Origin of the sequence: Cryobacterium breve, assembly GCF_027594785.1 — a bacterium.
GTDB lineage: Bacteria > Actinomycetota > Actinomycetes > Actinomycetales > Microbacteriaceae > Cryobacterium > Cryobacterium breve_A.
In genome coordinates, this window is the sequence record NZ_CP075584.1 from 3,423,466 (window position 1) to 3,443,559 (window position 20,094).

General features: G+C 68.7%; 13 protein-coding genes, 4 pseudogenes and 2 riboswitches. Of the genes and pseudogenes, 10 read left to right on the forward strand and 7 right to left on the reverse strand.

The genetic code is table 11. The features are described from left to right. Positions 1-32 precede the first annotated feature (32 nt). Positions 33-588, forward strand: a pseudogene (locus KIV56_RS16715) (LON peptidase substrate-binding domain-containing protein). A gap of 111 nt (positions 589-699) precedes the next feature. Here KIV56_RS16715 and KIV56_RS16720 read toward each other — a convergent pair. Then, positions 700-1,017 (reverse strand): hypothetical protein, encoded by a 318-nt coding sequence (locus KIV56_RS16720; RefSeq protein ID WP_281534312.1) that lies wholly within the window; start codon positions 1,015-1,017, stop codon positions 700-702. 202 nt (positions 1,018-1,219) lie between these two features. Further along, positions 1,220-1,315, forward strand: a riboswitch (glycine riboswitch). A 1-nt stretch (position 1,316) separates the two neighbouring features. Beyond that, a riboswitch (glycine riboswitch) is annotated at positions 1,317-1,418 on the forward strand. A gap of 64 nt (positions 1,419-1,482) precedes the next feature. Between KIV56_RS16720 and gcvT the strand changes: the two genes are divergently transcribed. From gcvT to gcvP, 3 genes and pseudogenes are all read left to right on the forward strand, one after another. Further along, on the forward strand, positions 1,483-2,610 hold the full coding sequence (gene gcvT, locus KIV56_RS16725; protein WP_281534313.1) for a glycine cleavage system aminomethyltransferase GcvT: 1,128 nt from the start codon (positions 1,483-1,485) through the stop codon (positions 2,608-2,610). A gap of 140 nt (positions 2,611-2,750) precedes the next feature. Next, a complete protein-coding gene (gene gcvH, locus KIV56_RS16730; protein WP_281534314.1) occupies positions 2,751-3,122 on the forward strand; it encodes a glycine cleavage system protein GcvH in 372 nt (123 codons plus the stop codon). A gap of 133 nt (positions 3,123-3,255) precedes the next feature. Next, positions 3,256-6,155, forward strand: a pseudogene (gene gcvP / locus KIV56_RS16735) (aminomethyl-transferring glycine dehydrogenase). Positions 6,156-6,317: 162 nt separating this feature from the next. On the opposite strand, the gene KIV56_RS16740 reads toward gcvP, so the two are convergent. Continuing rightward, positions 6,318-7,091, reverse strand: a complete 774-nt coding sequence (locus KIV56_RS16740) for a CPBP family intramembrane glutamic endopeptidase (protein ID WP_281534315.1) — start codon at positions 7,089-7,091, stop codon at positions 6,318-6,320. Then, positions 7,088-7,483: a thiol-disulfide oxidoreductase DCC family protein gene (locus KIV56_RS16745; RefSeq protein WP_281534316.1), complete on the reverse strand. Its 396-nt coding sequence runs from the start codon at positions 7,481-7,483 to the stop codon at positions 7,088-7,090. The genes KIV56_RS16740 and KIV56_RS16745 overlap by 4 nt, the downstream gene beginning before the upstream one ends. A 237-nt stretch (positions 7,484-7,720) precedes the next feature. Here KIV56_RS16745 and KIV56_RS16750 point away from each other — a divergent pair, with 237 nt between their 5' ends. The 6 genes and pseudogenes from KIV56_RS16750 (at position 7,721) to KIV56_RS16775 (ending at position 15,764) form a co-directional block, all read left to right on the forward strand. Then, a complete protein-coding gene (locus KIV56_RS16750) occupies positions 7,721-9,334 on the forward strand; it encodes a peptide ABC transporter substrate-binding protein (RefSeq protein ID WP_281534317.1) in 1,614 nt (537 codons plus the stop codon). Between the two features lie 124 nt (positions 9,335-9,458). Further along, positions 9,459-10,389: pseudogene (locus tag KIV56_RS16755) on the forward strand (ABC transporter permease). After that, positions 10,379-11,326 (forward strand): ABC transporter permease, encoded by a 948-nt coding sequence (locus KIV56_RS16760; protein ID WP_134559103.1) that lies wholly within the window; start codon positions 10,379-10,381, stop codon positions 11,324-11,326. The pseudogene KIV56_RS16755 and the gene KIV56_RS16760 overlap by 11 nt, the downstream one beginning before the upstream one ends. Next, positions 11,323-13,071, forward strand: a complete 1,749-nt coding sequence (locus KIV56_RS16765; RefSeq protein ID WP_281534318.1) for a dipeptide ABC transporter ATP-binding protein — start codon at positions 11,323-11,325, stop codon at positions 13,069-13,071. The genes KIV56_RS16760 and KIV56_RS16765 overlap by 4 nt, the downstream gene beginning before the upstream one ends. Before the next feature lie 235 nt (positions 13,072-13,306). Continuing rightward, positions 13,307-15,218 (forward strand): annotated as a pseudogene (typA, locus tag KIV56_RS16770) (translational GTPase TypA). Positions 15,219-15,308: 90 nt separating this feature from the next. Then, positions 15,309-15,764, forward strand: coding sequence for a hypothetical protein (locus KIV56_RS16775; RefSeq protein ID WP_281534319.1), 456 nt, complete (start codon positions 15,309-15,311; stop codon positions 15,762-15,764). Positions 15,765-15,783: 19 nt separating this feature from the next. Here KIV56_RS16775 and KIV56_RS16780 read toward each other — a convergent pair whose 3' ends face one another. The 4 genes from KIV56_RS16780 to efeB all read right to left on the reverse strand — a co-directional run bounded on the left by KIV56_RS16780 (position 15,784) and on the right by efeB (position 20,020). Beyond that, on the reverse strand, positions 15,784-16,809 hold the full coding sequence (locus KIV56_RS16780) for an NADPH:quinone reductase (RefSeq protein ID WP_281534320.1): 1,026 nt from the start codon (positions 16,807-16,809) through the stop codon (positions 15,784-15,786). A gap of 79 nt (positions 16,810-16,888) precedes the next feature. Then, entirely contained in the window at positions 16,889-17,401 is a 513-nt protein-coding gene (locus tag KIV56_RS16785) for a hypothetical protein (protein ID WP_281534321.1), read from the reverse strand. Between the two features lie 297 nt (positions 17,402-17,698). Beyond that, positions 17,699-18,565, reverse strand: coding sequence for an iron uptake transporter permease EfeU (gene efeU, locus KIV56_RS16790; RefSeq protein ID WP_281534322.1), 867 nt, complete (start codon positions 18,563-18,565; stop codon positions 17,699-17,701). 162 nt (positions 18,566-18,727) lie between these two features. Further along, the gene (gene efeB / locus KIV56_RS16795) at positions 18,728-20,020 is read right to left on the reverse strand and encodes an iron uptake transporter deferrochelatase/peroxidase subunit (RefSeq protein ID WP_281534323.1); all 1,293 of its coding nucleotides are present in this window, start codon (positions 20,018-20,020) and stop codon (positions 18,728-18,730) included. Positions 20,021-20,094 lie beyond the last annotated feature (74 nt).

Consider the following 20,094-nt stretch of genomic DNA (forward strand, 5'->3'; position numbering starts at 1 on the left):
TGTTTCCGCTGGGCGCCGTACTGTTTCCGCACATGCCGCTGCACCTGCGCGTCTTCGAGCAGCGTTACCTGATCATGATGGCGCGGGTGCTCGACGCCGATGCCGCGGTCTTCGGCGTCGTGCTGATCGAGCGCGGCCAGGAGGTCGGCGGCGGCGAGCACCGGTTCGGGATCGGGACGGTGGCCAGGATCACGCAGGCTCGAGGCGCCGGAAGGGTTCGTCGGCGTGGTCGCGCACGGCGAGCAGCGCATCGAGGTGCTCGAATGGCTCGACGACGACCCGCATCCGCAGGCGAACGTCCGCGAGCTCGCCGAACTCGAATGGGACGACGAACTGTTCCCGCTGCGGGAACGCGCCGAACGGGTTGTGCGCCGGACGCTCGCGCTCGCGAGCGAATTCACCGAGCAGCCGTGGGATCCCGACGTCGAACTCTCCGGCGACCCGGCCGTCGCAGCCTGGCAGCTCGCGGCGATCGCACCGGTCGGGCCGCTCGACCAGGTCGAGTTGCTCCGGTCGGAGTCGATGGAGGCGCTGCTCCTGCGGGTCATCGAGGTCACCGAGGCCGCCGCGGACTCGTTCCGAGCGTGATCAGGCCCGACTGACCAGGCCGAACCGATGAGGCCCGCCGTTCAGGCCCGCCCGTTCAGGCCCGCCCGTTCAGGCCCACCCGATCAGGCGGGCCCGAACCGGTCGGCCCGCTCAGCCGAGAGTGATCAGGCTGCGGCGCCGGATCGGGACGCCGAGCACCTTCTCGGTCCAGCGGACCTCGACGCGGCGATCGGCGGCATCCGGGTGCAACTGGGCGTTGAGGGCGATCGCCTGCGCGTTCGGCTCGACGATCGTCGCCACGATGACTTCGTTCCAAGCCTGGAATGACTCGGGATCGACCGGGGTCACGCGGGCGTCGAACGCCGGAAGCCCGTGGGTCTTGTGCAGCTGCCACCAGGTGGTGCTGCGGCGGCTCGGGGTCCAGGCCTCCCGGCTGCGGTTCCGGGGGGCATCGACGGAGTAGTTCATGGGGGCCTTCGTTCGTTGCCGCTTGTGCGGGCACGCCACTGTAGCGCGACCCGGTGAACCGGACGGGTGGCCACACCGGGGCCCACAGACGCCTCCCGGACGACCGTCTTCGCACACGGCAGCGCGGAACCCCGGCTGCTAAGCTGCTCGCGAAGCGGTCGAGCCGGAACGGGCGCGCCGTCCAACTGAATACCGGGCCGATATGGCCGATGCGGGAGAGTCCGGCGCCCCGGCGGCCGGACACCGAAGGAGCAATCCTCCCCGACAATCTCTCAGGTACTCGTACCGCATCGGACTGGCCACTCTGAAAAGTAGTCGCAGCACAGTGCGGCTCGCCCATGGTGAAAGTCACGTCCCGACCAGGACGCGGCGAAGCTCTCAGGCCTGACGACAGAGGGGAGTTCCCACGGGGTCTTTCGACCCCGAGAATCTCGCTCGGCCGCGGCCGACCTGCCTGGAGAACTCATGACCCCGGAACTGACCGAACGGTATTCCCCGCTCCACCAGGCGCACGTCGACGCCGGAGCCAGCTTCACCGACTTCGCCGGCTGGCAGATGCCGGTGCGCTACTCGAGCGATCTCGCCGAGCACCACGCGGTACGCACCGCCGCTGGCCTGTTCGACCTCTCCCACATGGCCGAGATCCGAGTGAGCGGGGCGGATGCCGCGGCCTACCTCGACTACGCCCTCGCCGGCAAGCTCTCCGCGATCGCCCTCTTCCAGGCGAAGTACAGCCTGATCCTGAACGCGGCCGGCGGCATCGTCGACGACGTCGTCGTCTACCGCACCGGCGAGAGCGAATTCCTCGTGATCGCCAACGCCGGCAACCACTTCCCGGCGCTCGAGGCCCTCACCAAGCGGGCGGCCCGCTTCGACGTGACCGTGACGGACGAGAGCGACGACACCGCGCTCATCGCCGTGCAGGGCCCGAACTCCCTCACCATCCTGCAGGCCACCATCGGGCTCACGGCGACCGACGACCTCGGCGCCCTCCGCTACTACCGGGCCATGACGGGCGCCTTCACCGACGTGCCTGTGCTGATCGCCCGCACCGGGTACACCGGGGAGGACGGCTTCGAACTGTACGTGCCCATCAATCAGGCCCTCGCACTCTGGAATGCCCTGACAACGGCCGGCGCCGACCACGGCCTCGTGCCCGCCGGGCTTGCGAGCCGCGACACCCTGCGACTCGAGGCCGGGATGCCCCTCTACGGCCACGAACTGAGCGAGGCGACCTACCCCGCCCAGGCCGGACTCGGCCGGGTCGTCAACCTCGCCAAGGAGACTGACTTCATCGGCCGTGCCGCGAGCGAAGAGGGTCCCCAGGCGGGGTCCGCCGTCCTCGTCGGACTCGTGTCGGCGGGCAAGCGCGCCGGCCGCGCGTCCTACGACGTCTACCGCACCGCCGACGCGCACACCCCGGAGGGCATGATCACGAGCGGCGCCCTCTCCCCGACCCTGGGGCATCCGGTCATGATGGCGTACGTCTCGCCGTCGATCGCCCGGCTCGGCACCGAGGTCTTCGTCGACGTGCGCGGCACGCGCATCCCCGCGACCGTGACCGCGCTCCCGTTCTACTCCCGCAAGCCCTGACCCCGCACGCCCTGACCCCGCACGCCCTGACCCCGCACGCCCTGACCCCGCGGGCATCCGCTCCGCTCAGTCCCGCCGGCGAATCCCGCCGGCACCCCACGCCAGACGCACTGCCCGTTGTTCCGCCGAAAGGACATCCCATGACCGACCAGACCACCCTCCAGTACACCGCAGAACACGAGTGGGTGCTCATCGAGGGCGACACCGCCACCGTCGGCATCACGGCATACGCCGCCGAGAAGCTCGGTGACGTCGTCTTCGTCGAACTGCCCGCCGTCGGCACGGGCGTCATCGCCGGCTCGATCGTCGGCGAGATCGAATCCACCAAGTCCGTCGGCGAGCTCTTCGCACCGGTCACCGGCACGGTCACCGCCACCAACGACGGCGTCGTCGACAGCCCCGAGCTCGTCAACAGCGACCCGTTCGGGGAGGGCTGGCTGATCAAGGTCACGTTCCTCGAGCTGCCGCCCCTCCTCAGCCACTCCGAATACTCAGCCCTCACCGGCGAATAACGCGACCGGAAGCAGGCAGCGCCAGATGACCAAGCACCTCAGTCCCACCCTGACCACCCAGGCCTCGTCCCAGGCCGCCGAACGGCCATTCACCGAACGGCACATCGGCACGGATGCCGCGGCGCAGGCCACGATGCTCTCCCGCCTCGGCTACGACTCGGTCGACGCCCTCGTGGCCGCCGCCGTCCCCGCCTCCATCCACGTCGACGGGTTCCGGTCGGCGTCGGACACCCTGCTTCCGCCCGCAGCGAGCGAGCGCGAGGCGCTCGCCGAACTGCGTGCCCTCGCCGGACGCAACACCGTGCAGCGCTCGATGATCGGGCAGGGCTACTACGACACGATCACGCCCGCCGTGATCAAGCGCAACGTGCTCGAGAACCCGAGCTGGTACACGGCGTACACCCCGTACCAGCCCGAGATCTCCCAGGGCCGGCTCGAGGCGCTGATCAACTTCCAGACGATGATCGCCGACCTGACCGGGCTGCACACCGCGAACGCTTCGATGCTCGACGAGTCGACCGCGGTCGTCGAGGGAATGCTCCTCGCTCGCCGCGGGTCGAAGTCGCCGTCGAACCGGTTCCTCGTCGACGCCGACGCGCTCCCGCAGACGAAGGCCCTGCTCGCGAACCGGGCCGCCGCGCTCGGGATCGAGCTTGCGGAGACCGACTTCGGGACGCTCGGCACGCTCCCAGCCGACGCGGGGACATCCGCCCCCGCCGACGATGACGCGGATGCCCCCGCCGGGCTCGGCGAGTACTTCGGCGTGTTCGTGCAGTACCCCGGCGCGACCGGCCGGGTCTGGAATCCCGCCGCCGTGATCGAGGCCGCACACGCCCAGGGCGCCCTCGCCGTCGTCGCCGCCGACCTGCTCGCGCTCACCCTGATCGCGTCGCCCGGTGAACTCGGCGCCGACGTCGCCGTGGGCACGAGCCAGCGCTTCGGCGTGCCGATGGGCTTCGGCGGTCCGCACGCCGGCTACCTCGCCGTCCGCAAGGGCCTCGAACGCCAGATGCCCGGCCGCCTCGTCGGCGTGAGCGTGGATGCGGCCGGCCACCCGGCCTACCGCCTGTCGCTCCAGGTGCGCGAGCAGCACATCCGCCGGGACAAGGCAACCTCGAACATCTGCACCGCCCAGGTGCTCCTCGCCGTGATGGCGGGCATGTACGCCGTCTACCACGGCCCGGACGGGCTCCGCCAGATCGCACGCGGGGTGCACGAGAACGCCGGTCGGCTCGTCGCTGCGCTCCGCGCCGCCGACGTGACTGTGCTGAACGCCACCTTCTTCGACACCGTGCGGGTCTCGATGCCGTCCCGGGCCGCCGAGATCGTCGCCCGCGCCTCGGGCGCCGGGGTCAACCTCTACCAGGTCGACTGCGACACGATCGGCATCAGCGTCGACGAGACCACCACCCGGAGCGATCTCTCCGCCGTGCTCGGCGCGTTCGGCGGCACGGATGCCTTCGGTCACGTCGACCTCGAGGCATCCGTCACCGGGCTCCCGGAGGATCTCGCCCGCACGACCACGTACCTCGAGCACCCGGTGTTCAACACGCACCGCTCCGAGACGAGCATGATGCGCTACCTCAAGCGCCTCGCCGACTACGACTACGCGCTCGACCGCGGCATGATCCCGCTCGGCTCCTGCACGATGAAGCTCAATGCGGCGACCGAGATGGAAGCCGTCAGCTGGCCGGAGTTCAGCGGGATCCACCCCTTCGCCCCGCGCGACGACGTCGACGGGTACCTCGAACTCATCCGGCAGGCTCGAGACCTGGCTGACGGATGTCACGGGGTACGACTCCGTGTCGCTCCAGCCGAACGCGGGGAGCCAGGGCGAACTGTCCGGGCTGCTCGCCATCCGCGGCTACCATCTGGCCAACGGCAACGCGGAACGCACCATCTGCCTGATCCCGTCGAGCGCGCACGGCACGAACGCGGCATCCGCGGTCCTCGCCGGGATGAAGGTCGTCGTCGTCGCGTGCGACGAGCTCGGCAACGTCGACCTCGACGACCTGCGGGCGAAGATCGCCGAGCACGCCGACAGCCTCGCGGCGCTCATGATCACCTACCCCTCCACCCACGGCGTCTACGAGCACGAGGTCGGCACCATCTGCCAGGCCGTGCACGCGGCCGGCGGGCAGGTCTACGTCGATGGCGCCAACCTCAACGCCCTGCTCGGCTTCGCCCGGTACGGCGACTTCGGCGGCGACGTGTCGCACCTCAACCTGCACAAGACCTTCTGCATCCCGCACGGCGGTGGTGGACCCGGCGTCGGCCCCGTCGCGGCGAAGGCGCACCTCGCGCCGTTCCTGCCGGGGCATCCGCTCGCCCAGGACGAGGAGCACTACCTGCGGGGCGCCGACGGCACCGCCGACACGGTTGTGCACGGCGGCGGCCCGGTCTCGGCCGCACCGTACGGGAGCCCGGGCATCCTGCCGATCTCGTGGGCCTACGTGCGCATGATGGGCGCGGCCGGCCTCAAGCAGGCCACCGGCGCCGCCGTGCTCGCGGCCAACTACGTCGCCAAGGGGCTCGAGGGGGCATACCCGCTGCTCTACTCCGGGGAGAACGGGCTCGTCGCCCACGAGTGCATCCTCGACCTCCGCCCGCTGACCGCGGCGACGGGCGTGACCGTCGACGACGTCGCCAAGCGCCTCGTCGACTACGGTTTCCACGCGCCGACGATGAGCTTCCCGGTCTCGGGCACGCTCATGGTCGAACCGACCGAGAGCGAGGACCTCGGCGAGATCGACCGCTTCCATCGAGGCCATGATCGCGATCAAGGCCGAAGCGGATGCCGTCGCCGCCGGTACCTGGCCGGTCGACGACAACCCGCTGCACAACGCGCCGCACACGGCGCAGTCGGTGATCGAGGGGGAGTGGGAGCACGCCTACGACCGCGCGACCGCCGTCTACCCGCTGCGCAGCCTCATCCGCGGAAAATACTGGCCGCCGGTCCGCAGGATCGACAACGCCTTCGGAGACCGGAACCTGGTCTGCGCCTGCCCGCCCCCCGAGGCCTTCGCCGACTAGCAGCATCCGCTGCGCCCTGACGCGTCCGTAGCCCGGCCGCGAGAGTACAGTTTTGGCCCTTTAAATCGTCGGTTTAGGGGCCAAAACTGTACTCTCGCGGAAGGAAATCGGCGGTACTACGGACGGGGCGGGACGGGGACGGGCCGCGGGGGAGCGTGTGGGTCAGGTGGCGGGAGCCAGGAGGGCGGGCCACCAGGACAGCGCGAGGGGGTAGCCGACGAAGGAGACCACGTCGAGGATCGTGTGCGCCACGACGAGCGGCGCCGTGCGGCCCCAGCGGGTGTAGCACCACCCGAAGACGACGCCCATGGCGGCGTTGCCGACGAACGGTCCGATGCCCTGGTACAGGTGGTAGCTGCCGCGGAGAAGTGCGGATGCCGTGATGATCGTCCAGGTCGACCAGCCGAGTTCCCGGAGCCGGATGAACAGGTAGCCGACGACGATGAGTTCCTCGCTGAGCGCGGCGCGCACCGCGGAGAACAGCAGGATCGGGATCGTCCACCAGAACGTGTCGATGGGGGAGGCGACGACCGCGACCGTGATGCCGAGCGCCCGCCCGGCGAGGTACAGGCCGAGGCCGGGGATGCCGATCGCGAGCACGAGCAGGATTCCCGCCGTGACGTCGCGCCCCGGCCGGGTCAGGTCGAAGCCGAGCCGCCGGAAACTGCTCGACCCGGGCCGCCAGAGCAGGTAGAGCACGAGGGCGACGGCGAAGAGCTCGAAGAAGATGCCGAGGAACTGGTAGGTGAAGTCGAGCCATTCCCGGGTCGACTGCGAGCCGTTGATGGTCGTCGACTGGTTGCCGAGCGGGGTCGTGTCGGTCAGGCGCGCGATGATCGACACGATCGAATAGACCGCGGATGCCCCGAGCGACAACCCGAGGACGATGACGACTTCCCAGGCCAGTCGCGCCCGGTTCAGGCTCCTGGCGGTCACTCGGCCGCCTTCATCCGGCAGGCGGGGGTCCCGCCGGGCAGACGGTGCCGGTTGCGGGCCACGACGCGATAGCCGGCTTCCGCGGCCCACGACCACGGCGGCACGCTGCCGAGCCAGCCGAGAAAACGCAGCCCGGGAGCCGGCTGGTGGCGGAGCATGGTGGACACCGCTGCGGCCCCACCGTGACGGCGTCCCGCGGAGTCGACGAGCCAGACGCGGGAGCGGGCATCCGCTTCGGTGAGCCCGTACGCCGGGAGATCGGTCCACTGGTACGGCGAAGCGTCCGGCATCACGGGCAGCAGGCGGCGCATCCACCCGACGGCGGTCGTGCAGAATGCACAGTCACCATCGAAGATGAGAAGTGACGCGCGCGCACGGGTAGCAGTAACCATGGATCTATCCTCGCATCGATAAAAGCGTGGCGCGGCTGCGCGCGTTCCCCGCGCAATCGCGCGAGTTTCGGCGAAAGAAAGTCCGTTTGCGCAACGAATTTGCGCAAGATGTTTCGTCGAGGTAACGATTCCATCCGCGATTGTGCTTTTGGCTCAGTGAATACTTAGGGTCGAAAGTATCTGAGGCGTCTTCGCGGTCCCGAATCGCGCGGCGTTTCCCTGCGCACTGGAGGAAAATTGAAAATCAGGAGACTGGGCATTTCTGCCATCGCTCTGGCCACCGCGGGAGCGCTCATGCTCTCCGGTTGTGCAAGCGGTTCGACGACACCCGCCAAGACGGGTGACGCGAAAGCCATCATCTCGACCAACGGCAGCGAACCGCAGAACCCGTTGATCACGACGAACACCACCGAAACCGGTGGCGGCAAGATTATGACCTCGATCTACGCCGGACTGGTGTCCTACGACGCCAAGGGCGAGGGCAAGAACGAGGTCGCCAAGTCGATCTCCGCCGACGACGCACAGCACTGGACCATCACGCTCAACACCGGGTGGAAGTTCACCAACGGCGAGGCCGTCACGTCCAAGTCGTTCGTCGACGCCTGGAACTACGGGGCCAAGTTCAGCAACACGCAGAGCGCCTCCTACTTCTTCGACGACATCGAAGGCTTCTCCTACGACGCCGACACCGAGCTCACCGGGCTCAAGGTCGTCGACGACACGACCTTCACCGTCACGCTCGCATCTCCTGAGGCCGACTGGCCGCTGCGCCTCGGCTACACGGCCTTCATGCCGCTGCCGTCCGTCGCATACACCGACATGGCGGCATTCGGTGAGAACCCGATCGGCGACGGCCCGTACATGCTCGCCAAGACCGGCGCGTGGGAGCACAACGTCAAGATCGACCTCATCACGAACCCGGAGTACAAGGGCCTGCGCACCCCCGCCAACGGCGGCCTGAGCATCGTCTTCTACTCCTCGACGGATGCCGCATACGCCGACGTGCAGGGTGGAAACCTCGACGTCCTCGACGCCGTCCCCGACTCCGCGTTCGCGACCTACCAGACTGACTTCCCGGAGCGATTCGTGAACCAGCCGGCCGCGATCTTCCAGGCGTTCAACATGCCGTACTACCTCGAGCATTGGAGTGGCGATGAGGGCAAGCTGCGTCGCGCGGCCATCTCGATGGCCATCGACCGCAAGGAAATCACGGACGTCATCTTCCAGGGCACCCGCACCCCCGCGACCGACTTCACCTCGCCGGTCATCGCGGGTTACTCCGACTCCCTCGACGGTTCCGACGTGTTGAAGTTCAACAAGGAAGAAGCCGTCAAGGACTGGGCCGCCGCTGACAAGATCTCCCCGTACACCGGCACCTTCGACATCGCGTACAACGCAGACGGCGGACACGCCGCCTGGGTCGACGCCGTGGCCAACAGCATCAAGAACACCCTCGGCATCGACGCAGTCGGCAAGCCGTACGCGACCTTCAAGGCCGCTCTCGCCGACCGCAAGGCGCACAAGCTGACCGGTGCCACCCGCGCCGGATGGCAGGGCGACTACCCCTCGATGTACAACTTCCTCGCGCCGCTGTACCAGACCGGTGCCGGCTCGAACTACGAGCAGTACAGCAGCACCGAGTTCGACACCCTCCTCAAGGAGGGTTCGGCAGCGAAGTCCGTCGACGACGCGACCGCGAAGTACGTGGCGGCCCAGGAAGTCCTGCTCAAGGACCTTCCGACCATCCCGCTCTGGTACTCCAACGTGACCGCCGTCTGGTCCGACAAGGTTGAGAACGTCGTCTTCGGCTGGGATTCCGTGCCGCTGTACAACGAAATCACCAAGGGCTAACTCCACAAAATAAGACCCAGTTTCATGCGGAGCGATGCCCGGGGCACTCAGTCCCGGGCATCGCTCGCTAGACTCGACCAGTGATTGTGATCCTTATGTCCGTTCGTTCCAGCGCGGGAACCTGATGCTCTGGTACACCGGCAAACGCCTGCTCCAGATGATCCCGGTATTCTTCGGCGCCACCTTCCTCATCTACTTCATGGTGTTCTCCCTCCCCGGAGACCCCATCGCTGCACTCTTCGGTGACCGGCAACCGGCACCCGGCGTGATCGAACAGGCTCCGCATCCAGTACCACCTGGACCAGCCGTTCATCGTGCAGTACCTCATCTACATCGGCGGGTTCTTCCACGGAGACCTCGGCACCACGTACTCCGGTCGTGCTGTTTCCGACGTGATGGCCGCCGCCTTCCCGATCACCGCCCGGCTCGCGCTTCTCGCGCTGTTCTTCGAGTCCGTCGCCGGCATCCTCGTCGGCCTCGTCGCCGGGCTGCGCAAGGGCAAGCTCTTCGACGCGAGCGCCCTCGTCGTCAGCCTGCTGCTGATCAGCGTGCCGACGTTCGTGATCGGCTTCATCCTGCAGTACGTGTTCGCGGTCAAGCTCGGCTGGGCCCGCACGACGGTCAGCAGCGAAGCGCCGCTCTCCGAGCTCGTGTTGCCCGCCATCGTGCTCGCATCCGTCTCGTTCGCGTACATCGTCCGCCTCACCCGGGCGAGCGTCTCAGAGAACCTCGGCGCCGACTTCGTGCGCACCGCCACGGCGAAGGGCCTGTCGCGCCGGCGGGTCGTCACCGTGCACGTGCTCAGGAACTCGCTCGTCCCCGTCGTCACCTTCCTCGGAGTCGACCTCGGCTCCCTCATGGTGGGCGCGATCGTGACAGAGGGCATCTTCAACATCAACGGTGTCGGCGGCACCGTCTACAAGGCGATCAAGCTCGGCGAGGGACCGACCGTGGTCTCGTTCATCGCCGTCATGGTCGTGATCTTCGTGCTGGCGAACCTGCTCGTCGACCTGCTGTACGCAGCCCTGGACCCGAGGATTCGTTATGCCAAGTAACCGGAACACGCAGCCGCACTTCGTCGCGGCTCTCGACGACACCCCCGTCGCGGCGGTCGACCGCCTCGACGAGACCGAGAAGGCCCGCAGCACATGGGCGGATGCCTGGGAGTCGCTGCGCGGCAAACCCAGCTTTTGGATCTCGTCCGTCCTCATCCTGCTGATCGTGATCGTGGCGCTTTTCCCCGGGATCTTCACACAGGTGCCGCCGGACCAGAACTGCCTGCTCGCCAACAGCAACAAGGGTCCTGAAGAGGGACACCTGCTCGGCTTCACCCGGCAGGGCTGTGACGTGTACTCGCGGATGATCCACGGCACCCAGGCCTCCGTCACCGTCGGCCTGCTCGCAACCGTCATCGTCACGCTCTTCGGCGTGGTCGTGGGAGCCCTCGCCGGCTACTACGGCGGCGTCTTCGACGCGATCGTCTCCCGGATCGGCGACATCTTCTTCGCCGTCCCGACCGTCCTCGGCGCCATCGTGCTCATGTCGGTCCTCCCGGACCGCACCCCGGTCACGATCGCCCTCGTGCTGTCGATCTTCGCCTGGCCCCAGATTGCGCGGATCATGCGCGGCTCCGTGCTCTCGGCGCGGAATTCCGACTACGTCACGGCGTCCATCGCCCTCGGCGTCTCGAAGTTCCGGATCCTCGTCCGTCACGTCGTGCCCAACGCGATCGCCCCCGTGATCGTGATCGCCACCGTCTCGCTCGGCACGTTCATCGTCGCCGAGGCGACGCTGTCCTTCCTCGGCATCGGCCTGCCCCCGCAGATCATGTCCTGGGGCAATGACATCAACTCGGCCCAGACCTCGATCCGGACCAACCCGCAGGTGCTGATCTACCCGGCCATCGCCCTGTCCATGACCGTGCTCGCCTTCCTGATGCTCGGCGACGCCGTGCGCGACGCACTCGACCCCGAATCGAGGGCACGCCGATGAGCCAGACCGTGATCGAACCAGTGACCACCGCCGCACGTGACGAGAATTCCCCGCTCCTCGAGATCCGCGACCTCGAGGTCGGCTTCAAGACCCAGCACGGAGTCGTTCCCGCCGTTCGCGGCGTCAACCTCACCCTGTACCCGGGTCAGACCCTCGCGATCGTGGGCGAGTCCGGTTCGGGCAAGACCACGACGGCGCAGGCGATCATCAACCTGCTCGCCAACACCGGCAAGGTGACCGCCGGCCAGATCCTGTTCGAGGGCCGCGATCTCACGACCCTCAAGGCCAAGGAGATGCAGGATGTCCGCGGGCGCCTGATCGGCTACGTCCCCCAGGACCCGATGTCGAACCTCAACCCCGTCTGGAACATCGGCTTCCAGGTCGAGGAAGCGATCCGTGCCAACGGCGTCGCCCAGGGCAAGGCCGCGAAGCTCCGCACGATCGAGGTCCTCAAGGAGGCCGGGCTCAGCGACGCCGAGGACCGGCTCAAGCAGTTCCCGCACCAGTTCTCCGGTGGCATGCGGCAGCGTGTGCTGATCGGCATCGGCCTCTCGGCCCGCCCCAAGCTGCTGATCGCCGACGAGCCGACGTCAGCGCTCGACGTGACCGTCCAGCGCCAGATTCTCGACCACCTCGCCACCCTGACGCGTGACTACGGCACGTCCGTGCTGTTCATCACCCACGACCTCGGCCTCGCCGCCGAGCGCGCGGAGCAGCTCGTCGTGATGTACAAGGGCAAGGTCGTCGAATCCGGTCCCTCCCAGGAGATCCTCGCCAACCCGCAGCATCCGTACACGCAGCGCCTCGTCGCCGCCGCGCCGAGCCTCGCATCGCGGCGCATCCAGTCGGCCAAACATTCCGTCGAGGTCGAAACGGATATTTCCGCCGCGGGCGCGAACGACCAGGTGCTTGTCACCCGCGCGATCGAGCGGGAGCAGGCCGCACCGGCCAAGGACCTGATCTCGGTCCAGGGCATCTCGAAGATGTACCGCATCCGCACCAAGGGATTCAAGTACAACGAGCTGCTCGCGGTCAACGACGTGTCCTTCGGCATCAAAAAGGGCACGACGACCGCGCTCGTCGGCGAGTCCGGCTCCGGCAAGTCCACGGTCGCCAAGCTCATCCTTCAGCTCGAGTCCATCACGAGCGGGCAGATCGAGTTCGACGGCCAGGACGTCGCCGGGCTCAAGGGCGCGGACTTGCTCAAGTTCCGCAGAAGGGTGCAGCCGGTCTTCCAGGACCCGTACGGTTCGCTCGACCCCCAGTACAACGTGGGAAACACGATCGCCGAGCCGTTGCTCGCGCACAAGGTCGGCACGGCGAAGGAGCGACAGGAACGGGTGCGCGAGCTCCTCGACCAGGTCTCCCTGCCCTGGGCCTCCCGTCACCGCTACCCGAGCGAACTCTCGGGCGGCCAGCGACAGCGCATCGCGATCGCCAGGGCGCTCGCGCTCAAGCCCGACGTGCTCGTGCTCGACGAGGCGGTCTCCGCCCTCGACGTGCTCGTGCAGGGCCAGGTGCTCAACCTCCTGACCGAGCTGCAGACGGAACTCGACCTGACCTACCTGTTCATCACCCACGACCTCGCCGTGGTCCGCCTCGTCGCGGACAACGTGTGCGTCATGCAGCAGGGCAGGATCGTCGAGGCCGCGACGACCGACGAGGTCTTCGACAACCCCCGTCAGACCTACACACAGGAACTGCTCGCCGCGATCCCGGGCGGCAACTTCGAGTTCGGGCGCTAGGCCGACAGTTCCGGCCTCACGGCCGAGGTGCGGGGCGGGGACTGCGGTCCCCGCCCCGTTTCGCCGTTCGGGCGGATGCCCGCGCGGCCCCCGGCCGGGGGCCGCGTCGGGGCTCCCAGCCTCCCGGCAGGGAGAGTGCGGTAGGATTATCCGTTGGGTCGGACCTTGACCACATACATCCATTCTTCGCCGCATCCGTTTGTCCGCGGCATCATTCTTCGTAAGGATTCACTTCATGGCGATTGCCACGCGCAATAACCTCCGAAATGTCGCAATCGTCGCCCACGTCGACCACGGCAAGACCACGCTGGTTGACGCGATGCTCCAGCAGACCAACTCGTTCTCGGACCACTCGCACGTGGACGAGCGCGCGATGGACTCTAACGAGCTCGAGCGCGAAAAGGGCATCACCATCCTCGCCAAGAACACGGCGATCTCGTACAAGGGCATCCACGCCACCGACGGCCCCATCACGATCAACGTGATCGACACCCCCGGCCACGCCGACTTCGGTGGCGAGGTCGAGCGCGGCCTGTCCATGGTCGACGGTGTCGTTCTCCTCGTCGACGCGAGCGAGGGCCCGCTGCCGCAGACCCGCTTCGTGCTGCGCAAGGCGCTCGAGGCCCACCTGCCCGTGATCCTCCTGGTCAACAAGACCGACCGCCCTGACGCGCGCATCGAAGAGGTCGTCGCGGAGAGCCAGGACCTGCTCATCGGCCTCGCGAGCGACATGGCCGACACGCACCCCGACCTCGACCTCGACGCCATCCTCGACGTCCCCGTCGTCTACGCTTCCGGCCGTAATGGCGCCGCGAGCCGCAACCAGCCCGAGAACGGCCAGCTGCCCGACAACGCCGACCTCGAGCCGCTCTTCGAAGCGATCCTCGAGCACATCCCGGCCCCCGTCTACGACGACGAGCACCCGCTGCAGGCCCACGTCACCAACCTCGACGCCTCGCCGTTCCTCGGCCGCCTCGCGCTGCTGCGCGTCTTCCACGGCACGATCCGCAAGGGCCAGACGGTCGCCTGGATCAAGCACGACGGTTCCGTGCACAACGTGCGCGTCACCGAGCTCCTGATCACCAAGGCGCTCGACCGCTACCCGACCGAGAGCGCCGGCCCCGGCGACATCGTCGCCGTCGCCGGCTTCGAGGACATCACCATCGGTGAGACCCTCGCAGACCCCGACGACCCCCGCGCCCTGCCGACCATCACGGTCGACGAGCCCGCCATCTCGATGACGATCGGCACCAACACCTCGCCCATCATGGGCAAGGTCAAGGGCCACAAGCTCACCGCCCGCATGGTCAAGGACCGTCTCGACCGCGAACTCGTCGGTAACGTCTCCCTGAAGGTCGTCGACATCGGACGCCCGGACGCCTGGGAGGTCCAGGGCCGTGGCGAACTCGCCCTCGCCATCCTCGTCGAGCAGATGCGTCGCGAAGGCTTCGAACTCACCGTCGGCAAGCCCCAGGTCGTCGTGCACCGCGTCGACGGCAAGATCCACGAGCCGTACGAACACCTCACCATCGACTCGCCCGAAGAGTACCTCGGCGCGATCACCCAGGCTCCTCGCAGCGCGCAAGGGCCGCATGGAGAACATGGCGAACCACGGCACCGGCTGGGTCCGGATGGAATTCATCGTTCCGTCGCGCGGCCTGATCGGCTTCCGCACCCAGTTCCTCACCGACACCCGCGGTACCGGTATCGCCAACGCGATCTTCCACGGCTACGAAGCCTGGGCCGGCCCGATCGTCACCCGTAACAACGGCTCGATCGTTGCCGACCGCAACGGTGTTGTGACGCCGTTCGCGATCATCGCCCTGCAGGAGCGGATGTCGTTCTTCGTCAACCCGACCGAAGAGGTCTACGAAGGCATGGTCATCGGCGAGAACTCGCGCGCCGACGACATGGACGTCAACATCACCAAGGAAAAGAAACTGACCAACATGCGTCAGTCCACCTCCGACACCTTCGAGTCGATGACGCCGTCGCGTCAGCTGACGCTCGAGGAGTGCCTCGAGTTCGCCCGTGAAGACGAGTGCGTCGAGGTGACCCCCGCGATCGTGCGTATCCGCAAGGTCGAGCTCGCGGCATCCGCTCGCGCACGCAACGTCTCGCGCATCAAGAAGCAGGACGCCAACTAGTCCCAGCTTGTCGGCGGCGCCGGCGGTTACGCTCTGGTACACCAGGGTGGCACCGCCGGCGCCGCTTTTTTGGTCCCCGAGAATGAGGAAATGACGAAGATGACGACATCCCTGCTCCACGTCCGAGTCCTGGCGACGATCGCCCTCACCCTGCTCGGCGGCACGCTGCTGACCGGATGCACCGCCGACGCGGCTCAGAACGCCGTGAACGGGGCCGTGCAGGGCGCGACCAATGGAGACGTGAGCCTCGGCGGCGCACTCCCGTCCGGCTGGCCGGCCGAGGTGCCGATCGTCGAGGGCAAGATCCTGTTCGCCGCGGTCCAGAAGGGGGACAAGCCGGGCTGGACCGTCACCGTGAAGGCGACGTCGCCCGACCCGATCGCCGAGGCAACCCGGTCCCTGACCGCAGCGGGGTTCGTGGCCGGCGGCGACGTGTCCGCCACGGTCGGCTCCGCCGGTCTGGTCTCGATGAAGAACGACCGCTACTCCGTGGTCGTTGCCGGCAATTCCGACGGCCTGCTCTACACGGTCACTCCGGTCTCCTGACCGCCGAGCCCCGAACTCGTCAGGGGGCGACGTCGATGAGGACCTTGCCGACCACTCCGGCCTCGACGGCGGCGTGCGCGTCGGCCGTCCGCTCGAGCGGAAAGCGGTGCAGGGGCAGGCCCGAGTCGGCGCCGACACGGAGGGCGCCGTCACTGATGGCCGCACCGATGTCGGCAGCCGCGGCATCGAGGAGGTCCCGGCCGAGCGTGTAGAGCAGCTGGAACTGGTACCGCACGTTGAGGGTCATCTGGGCGCGGATGTCGAGCGTGAGCGGCTCTCCCGAGGTCGCGTAGACCGCGATCGAGCCGCGGGTGCGGATCACGGCCGTGTTGAGCGCCGCATTCTGCGCGGGAGCGACTTCGACGACCAGGTCGACACCGTCGGGCGCCAGTGCTCGGATGGCGCGGGCGGCATCCGTCTCGCGGTAGTTCACGACGTGGTGCGCGCCGGCGGCGGATGCGAGTGCGCCCTTCTCAGCGCCGCTGACGGTGCTGATGACGGTCGCCCCCGCCCAGCGGGCCAGTTCGATGGCCGCGTGGCCGACCGCACCTGCCCCGCCGGCCACCAGCACGGTCCGTCCGGTGAGAGCACCGGGGGAGAGGCGCCGGGGGCCGTCCTCCGCGACGGTGAGGGCGCGGTGCGCGGTCATCGCCGGAACGCCGAGGGTCGCCCCGAGGTCGAAGCTCGCCGGGTCCGGCAGTGGGTACACCCGCTCGGCCGGGAGCACGGTGTAGTCCTGCGCGGTGCCGCCGGAGGCGAGCCCGTAGGCGGCGATCGCCGTCCAGACCCGGTCGCCGACGCGCAGCCGGTCGACGCCGGCGCCGACGGCGTCGACGATGCCGGCGCCGTCCTGGTTCGGCACGACCTCGGGGAACGCAAGCGCCTCGCCGGGCTTGCTGCCCGCGCGCGACTTCCAGTCGGTGGGGTTCACGCCCGAGACGAGGATGCGCACGCGCACCTCGCCGGGGCCGGGCTGCGGCAGATCGCGTTCGACGAGACGGAGGACGTCGGGGGTGCCGGTTTCGCTGTAGACGATTGCTCTCATACCCGTTCCAACGCCGCGGCGGTAGAAAAGGTTCCCGCTGCGGCACGGAATCGGTGGGACGGGGTCAGCGTCCCACGAATCAGCGGCCCCGGAAGAAGTCGGCGAGCAGCGGGGCCAGCACGGCCTGGTCGACGTCGTGATCCTGGCCGGGCACGGTGAGCACCCTGCCGTCGGCGACGGAGGAGGCCACCGCCTGGGCCGCACGGGCCGCCCAGGCCGGGCTTCGGCCGCCGGCGAGTGCCAGCGTGGGCGCCGTGATGGCGGCCAGGCGCTCCCGAGGGGGCACCCCGTCGCCCGTCAGGGCGAGTTCGTGCGGCAGGGTGGGGGCGAGGTGCACGAGTCCCGGCCAGAACGGTGCTGACGTGATGTAGCCCACGGCCGCGTCGTCCATTCCGGTGATGCGGAGGAAGAGTGCTGCGGCGGCAGCGGGGTCCCCGGCGTCGAGGGCGGCCTGGAGGCCGAGGTCGTCCGCCGGGGTGGGGTGCTCCGGGTCGGCGGTGTACGGCGGTTCGTAGACCGCAAGTCGGGTGATGGGCAGTCCGGCCGCGGCGGCCTCGATCGCCAGGATCGCTCCGGAGGAGTGGCCGTACACTCCGGCTGCGGCTCCGCCGCCTCGGCGATGAGGGCGGCCAGGTCCTCGATCTCGCGTTCGACCGCGTACGGCGCGGATTCCGGGCTCTCGCCCTTGCCGCGCCGGTCGAAGGTGAACACCGTGACGTCTTCTGCGAGCAAGGTCACGAGCGGATAGGGGGAGGACCGGGTGTTGAAGGCGCCGCCGATGACGATGACCGGGTCGCCGGAACCGAGCCGGTCGTACGCGATCCGAGTGCCGTCTGCCGACCGGACGAATTCGGGCATCTGGGTCTCCTCTGGCGATGGTGCGGAGGGTTCAGCGGGCGATGGTGGCCATCGCCGGGGTGTCGACGCGCGGGGCGACGATCGAACGCCCGGCCCGGTTGCGGGCGCTGGTCATCAGGAACATGGTGAGCACGGTTCCGGTATACACGAGCCAGGCCACCAGCGACAGCCAGGTGGTTTCCGGCGAGAAGTTCAGCGTGCCCTTCAGCAGCGTGCCGTACCAGCTCTCCGGCGGGATGGCGGCGCTCACGTCGAAGGCGAGGAGGTGCTCGCCGGGCAGGATGCCGGACTCCTGCAGGTCGTGCACGCCGTAGGAGAGCACCCCGGCTGCGACGACGATCAGGATCGCACCGCTCCAGGTGAAGAACCGCGCGAGGTTGATCTTGAGCATGCCGAAGTAGATGAGCGCGCCGAGGCCGACGGCGGTCAGGATGCCGAGCGCCGCCCCGATCAGCGGCAGGGTGGTCTCGCCGGTGGACTGCACGGCGGCCCAGATGAACAGGGCCGTCTCGATGCCTTCCCGCCCGACGGCGAGGAAGGCGACCAGGACGAGGCCGACGCCCGTGCCGACGAGGGAGCGGTCGATGGTGCCGCGGAGGTGACCGCTCAGGTCGCGGGCCGTGCGCAGCATCCAGAAGACCATCCAGGTGACCAGGCCGGTCGCGGCGATGGAGAGCGAGCCGGCGATGGCCGGTTCGGCGGTTTCCGGGAGGCTCGCGGTTCCGAAGGTGAGCACGGCGCCGATCGTGAGGGCGAGGAGCACGGCGAGGCCGACGCCCGTCCACAGCCGGCCGAGCAGGTCGCGGCGGGCGATCTTCACGAGGTAGGCGACGAGGATGGTGACGATGAGGGCACCCTCGAGACCCTCACGGAGTCCGATCAGGTAATTGGCGAGCACGGCACTCCGGTCTGGTCTGGATACAGATGCAGGATCACGATAGCACGGGGATGGTTAGCCTACCCTTACCGATTCCTCCATGACCCTGAGAATCCGCGAGGGTTGCTCCGAGACTCGGACAGTCGCGGCAGGGACGGGCGGGCGGATTCGACGCGGCGGCGGTCAGGCGAAGAGGGCGGCGCCGAGGTAGCTGCCGCGGGCGGCGCCCGGCGGGACCGCGAAGAGCGCCGAACCGACGTGCCGCACGTACTCGTTCATGGCGTCGTGCCGAGCGAGGGCGAGCTGCACGGTCGTGAACTGGGAGGGCCGGCGCTGGTAGCTGATGAAGAACAGCCCGGCCTCGAGCCGGCCGAGGTCGTCGTTGCCGTCCACGAAGTTGTAGCCGCGCCGCAGCAACTGAACGCCGTTGTTCTGGGCCGGGTGCGCGAGGCGCATGTGCGAGGCCCTGTCGATCAGCGGGGCGCCGTCCTTGCCGGTGGCGGCGAAGTCGGGCTCGGTGAACTCGGTGCCGCCGGAGAGCGGGGCACCGTCGCCCTTGGTACGGCCGAACACGGTCTCCTGTTCGCGCAGTGCGGTGCGATCCCAGGTCTCGATCGTCATCCGGATCCGCCGGGCGACGAGGTAGGAGCCCCCGGCGAGCCACGCGGGGCCGTCGCCCGCGCCGACCCAGACCTGTTCGTCGACGACGGCCGGCTGTTCGGCCTTGACGTTGGCGGTGCCGTCCTTGAAGCCGAAGAGGTTGCGCGGGGTGGCCTGGCTCGTGCTCGTCGACGAGGTGCGGCCGAAGCCCAGCTGGGACCAGCGGATCGCCGCGCGGCCGAAGGCGATCCTGGACAGGTTGCGGATCGCGTGCACCGCGACCTGGGGGTCGTCTGCGCAGGCCTGGATGCAGAGGTCGCCGCCGCTGCGTGCGTCATCGAGCTGGTCTCCTGGAAAGTGCGGCAGCTCGGCGAGGGCGTCGGGGCGGGCGGATGCGATGCCGAACCTGTCCACGCCTGCGCTCGTCGTAAAGAGCGTCGGGCCGAAGCCGACCGTGATCGTCAGGCCGGCCGGAGGCAGCCCGAATGCCTCGCCGGTGTCCTCGGGCGGGGCGTCGTACGACCCGCCGACCGCACCGAAATCGCCGATGTCGTGGCCGGCGGTCAGGGCCGCGGCCGCGGTGGTCCAGTCCTGCAGCAGGGAGATCAGGTCGGCGCGTGTGGCGCCTGGCGCGAGGTCGAACGCCGCGAAGTGCAGCCGGTCCTGGGCGGGCGTCACGATGCCGGCCTGGTGCTCCTGGTAGAACGGGTAGACGGTGCTGCCCGCGGCCGGGGCGCCCGCTGCTGCGAGGGCCTGGACTCCACGGTCCGCCGCGATGCCGAGTCCGACACCGGCAACGCCGGCCCCGGCGAGTCCGAAGAGTCCGCGGCGGGAAATGCCGCGCGGGGCCTCCGCTGGTGCCCCGACTGCGGGCAATGTCGCCGACGCGTTCGCACCGGCATCCGCCTGGCCGTCCCCTTCCTCCCGCGAGAGCGGAGTTTCGGCCCCTT

What these genes read in the sequence shown, in the direction of transcription:
- KIV56_RS16720 (WP_281534312.1), bottom strand. Translation starts at nt 1,017, where the DNA reads ATGAACTACTCCGTCGATGCCCCCCGGAACCGCAGCCGGGAGGCCTGG.
- gcvT (WP_281534313.1), top strand. Translation starts at nt 1,483, where the DNA reads ATGACCCCGGAACTGACCGAACGGTATTCCCCGCTCCACCAGGCGCAC.
- gcvH (WP_281534314.1), top strand. Translation starts at nt 2,751, where the DNA reads ATGACCGACCAGACCACCCTCCAGTACACCGCAGAACACGAGTGGGTG.
- KIV56_RS16745 (WP_281534316.1), bottom strand. Translation starts at nt 7,483, where the DNA reads ATGGTTACTGCTACCCGTGCGCGCGCGTCACTTCTCATCTTCGATGGT.
- KIV56_RS16760 (WP_134559103.1), top strand. Translation starts at nt 10,379, where the DNA reads ATGCCAAGTAACCGGAACACGCAGCCGCACTTCGTCGCGGCTCTCGAC.
- KIV56_RS16765 (WP_281534318.1), top strand. Translation starts at nt 11,323, where the DNA reads ATGAGCCAGACCGTGATCGAACCAGTGACCACCGCCGCACGTGACGAG.
- KIV56_RS16775 (WP_281534319.1), top strand. Translation starts at nt 15,309, where the DNA reads ATGACGAAGATGACGACATCCCTGCTCCACGTCCGAGTCCTGGCGACG.
- KIV56_RS16780 (WP_281534320.1), bottom strand. Translation starts at nt 16,809, where the DNA reads ATGAGAGCAATCGTCTACAGCGAAACCGGCACCCCCGACGTCCTCCGT.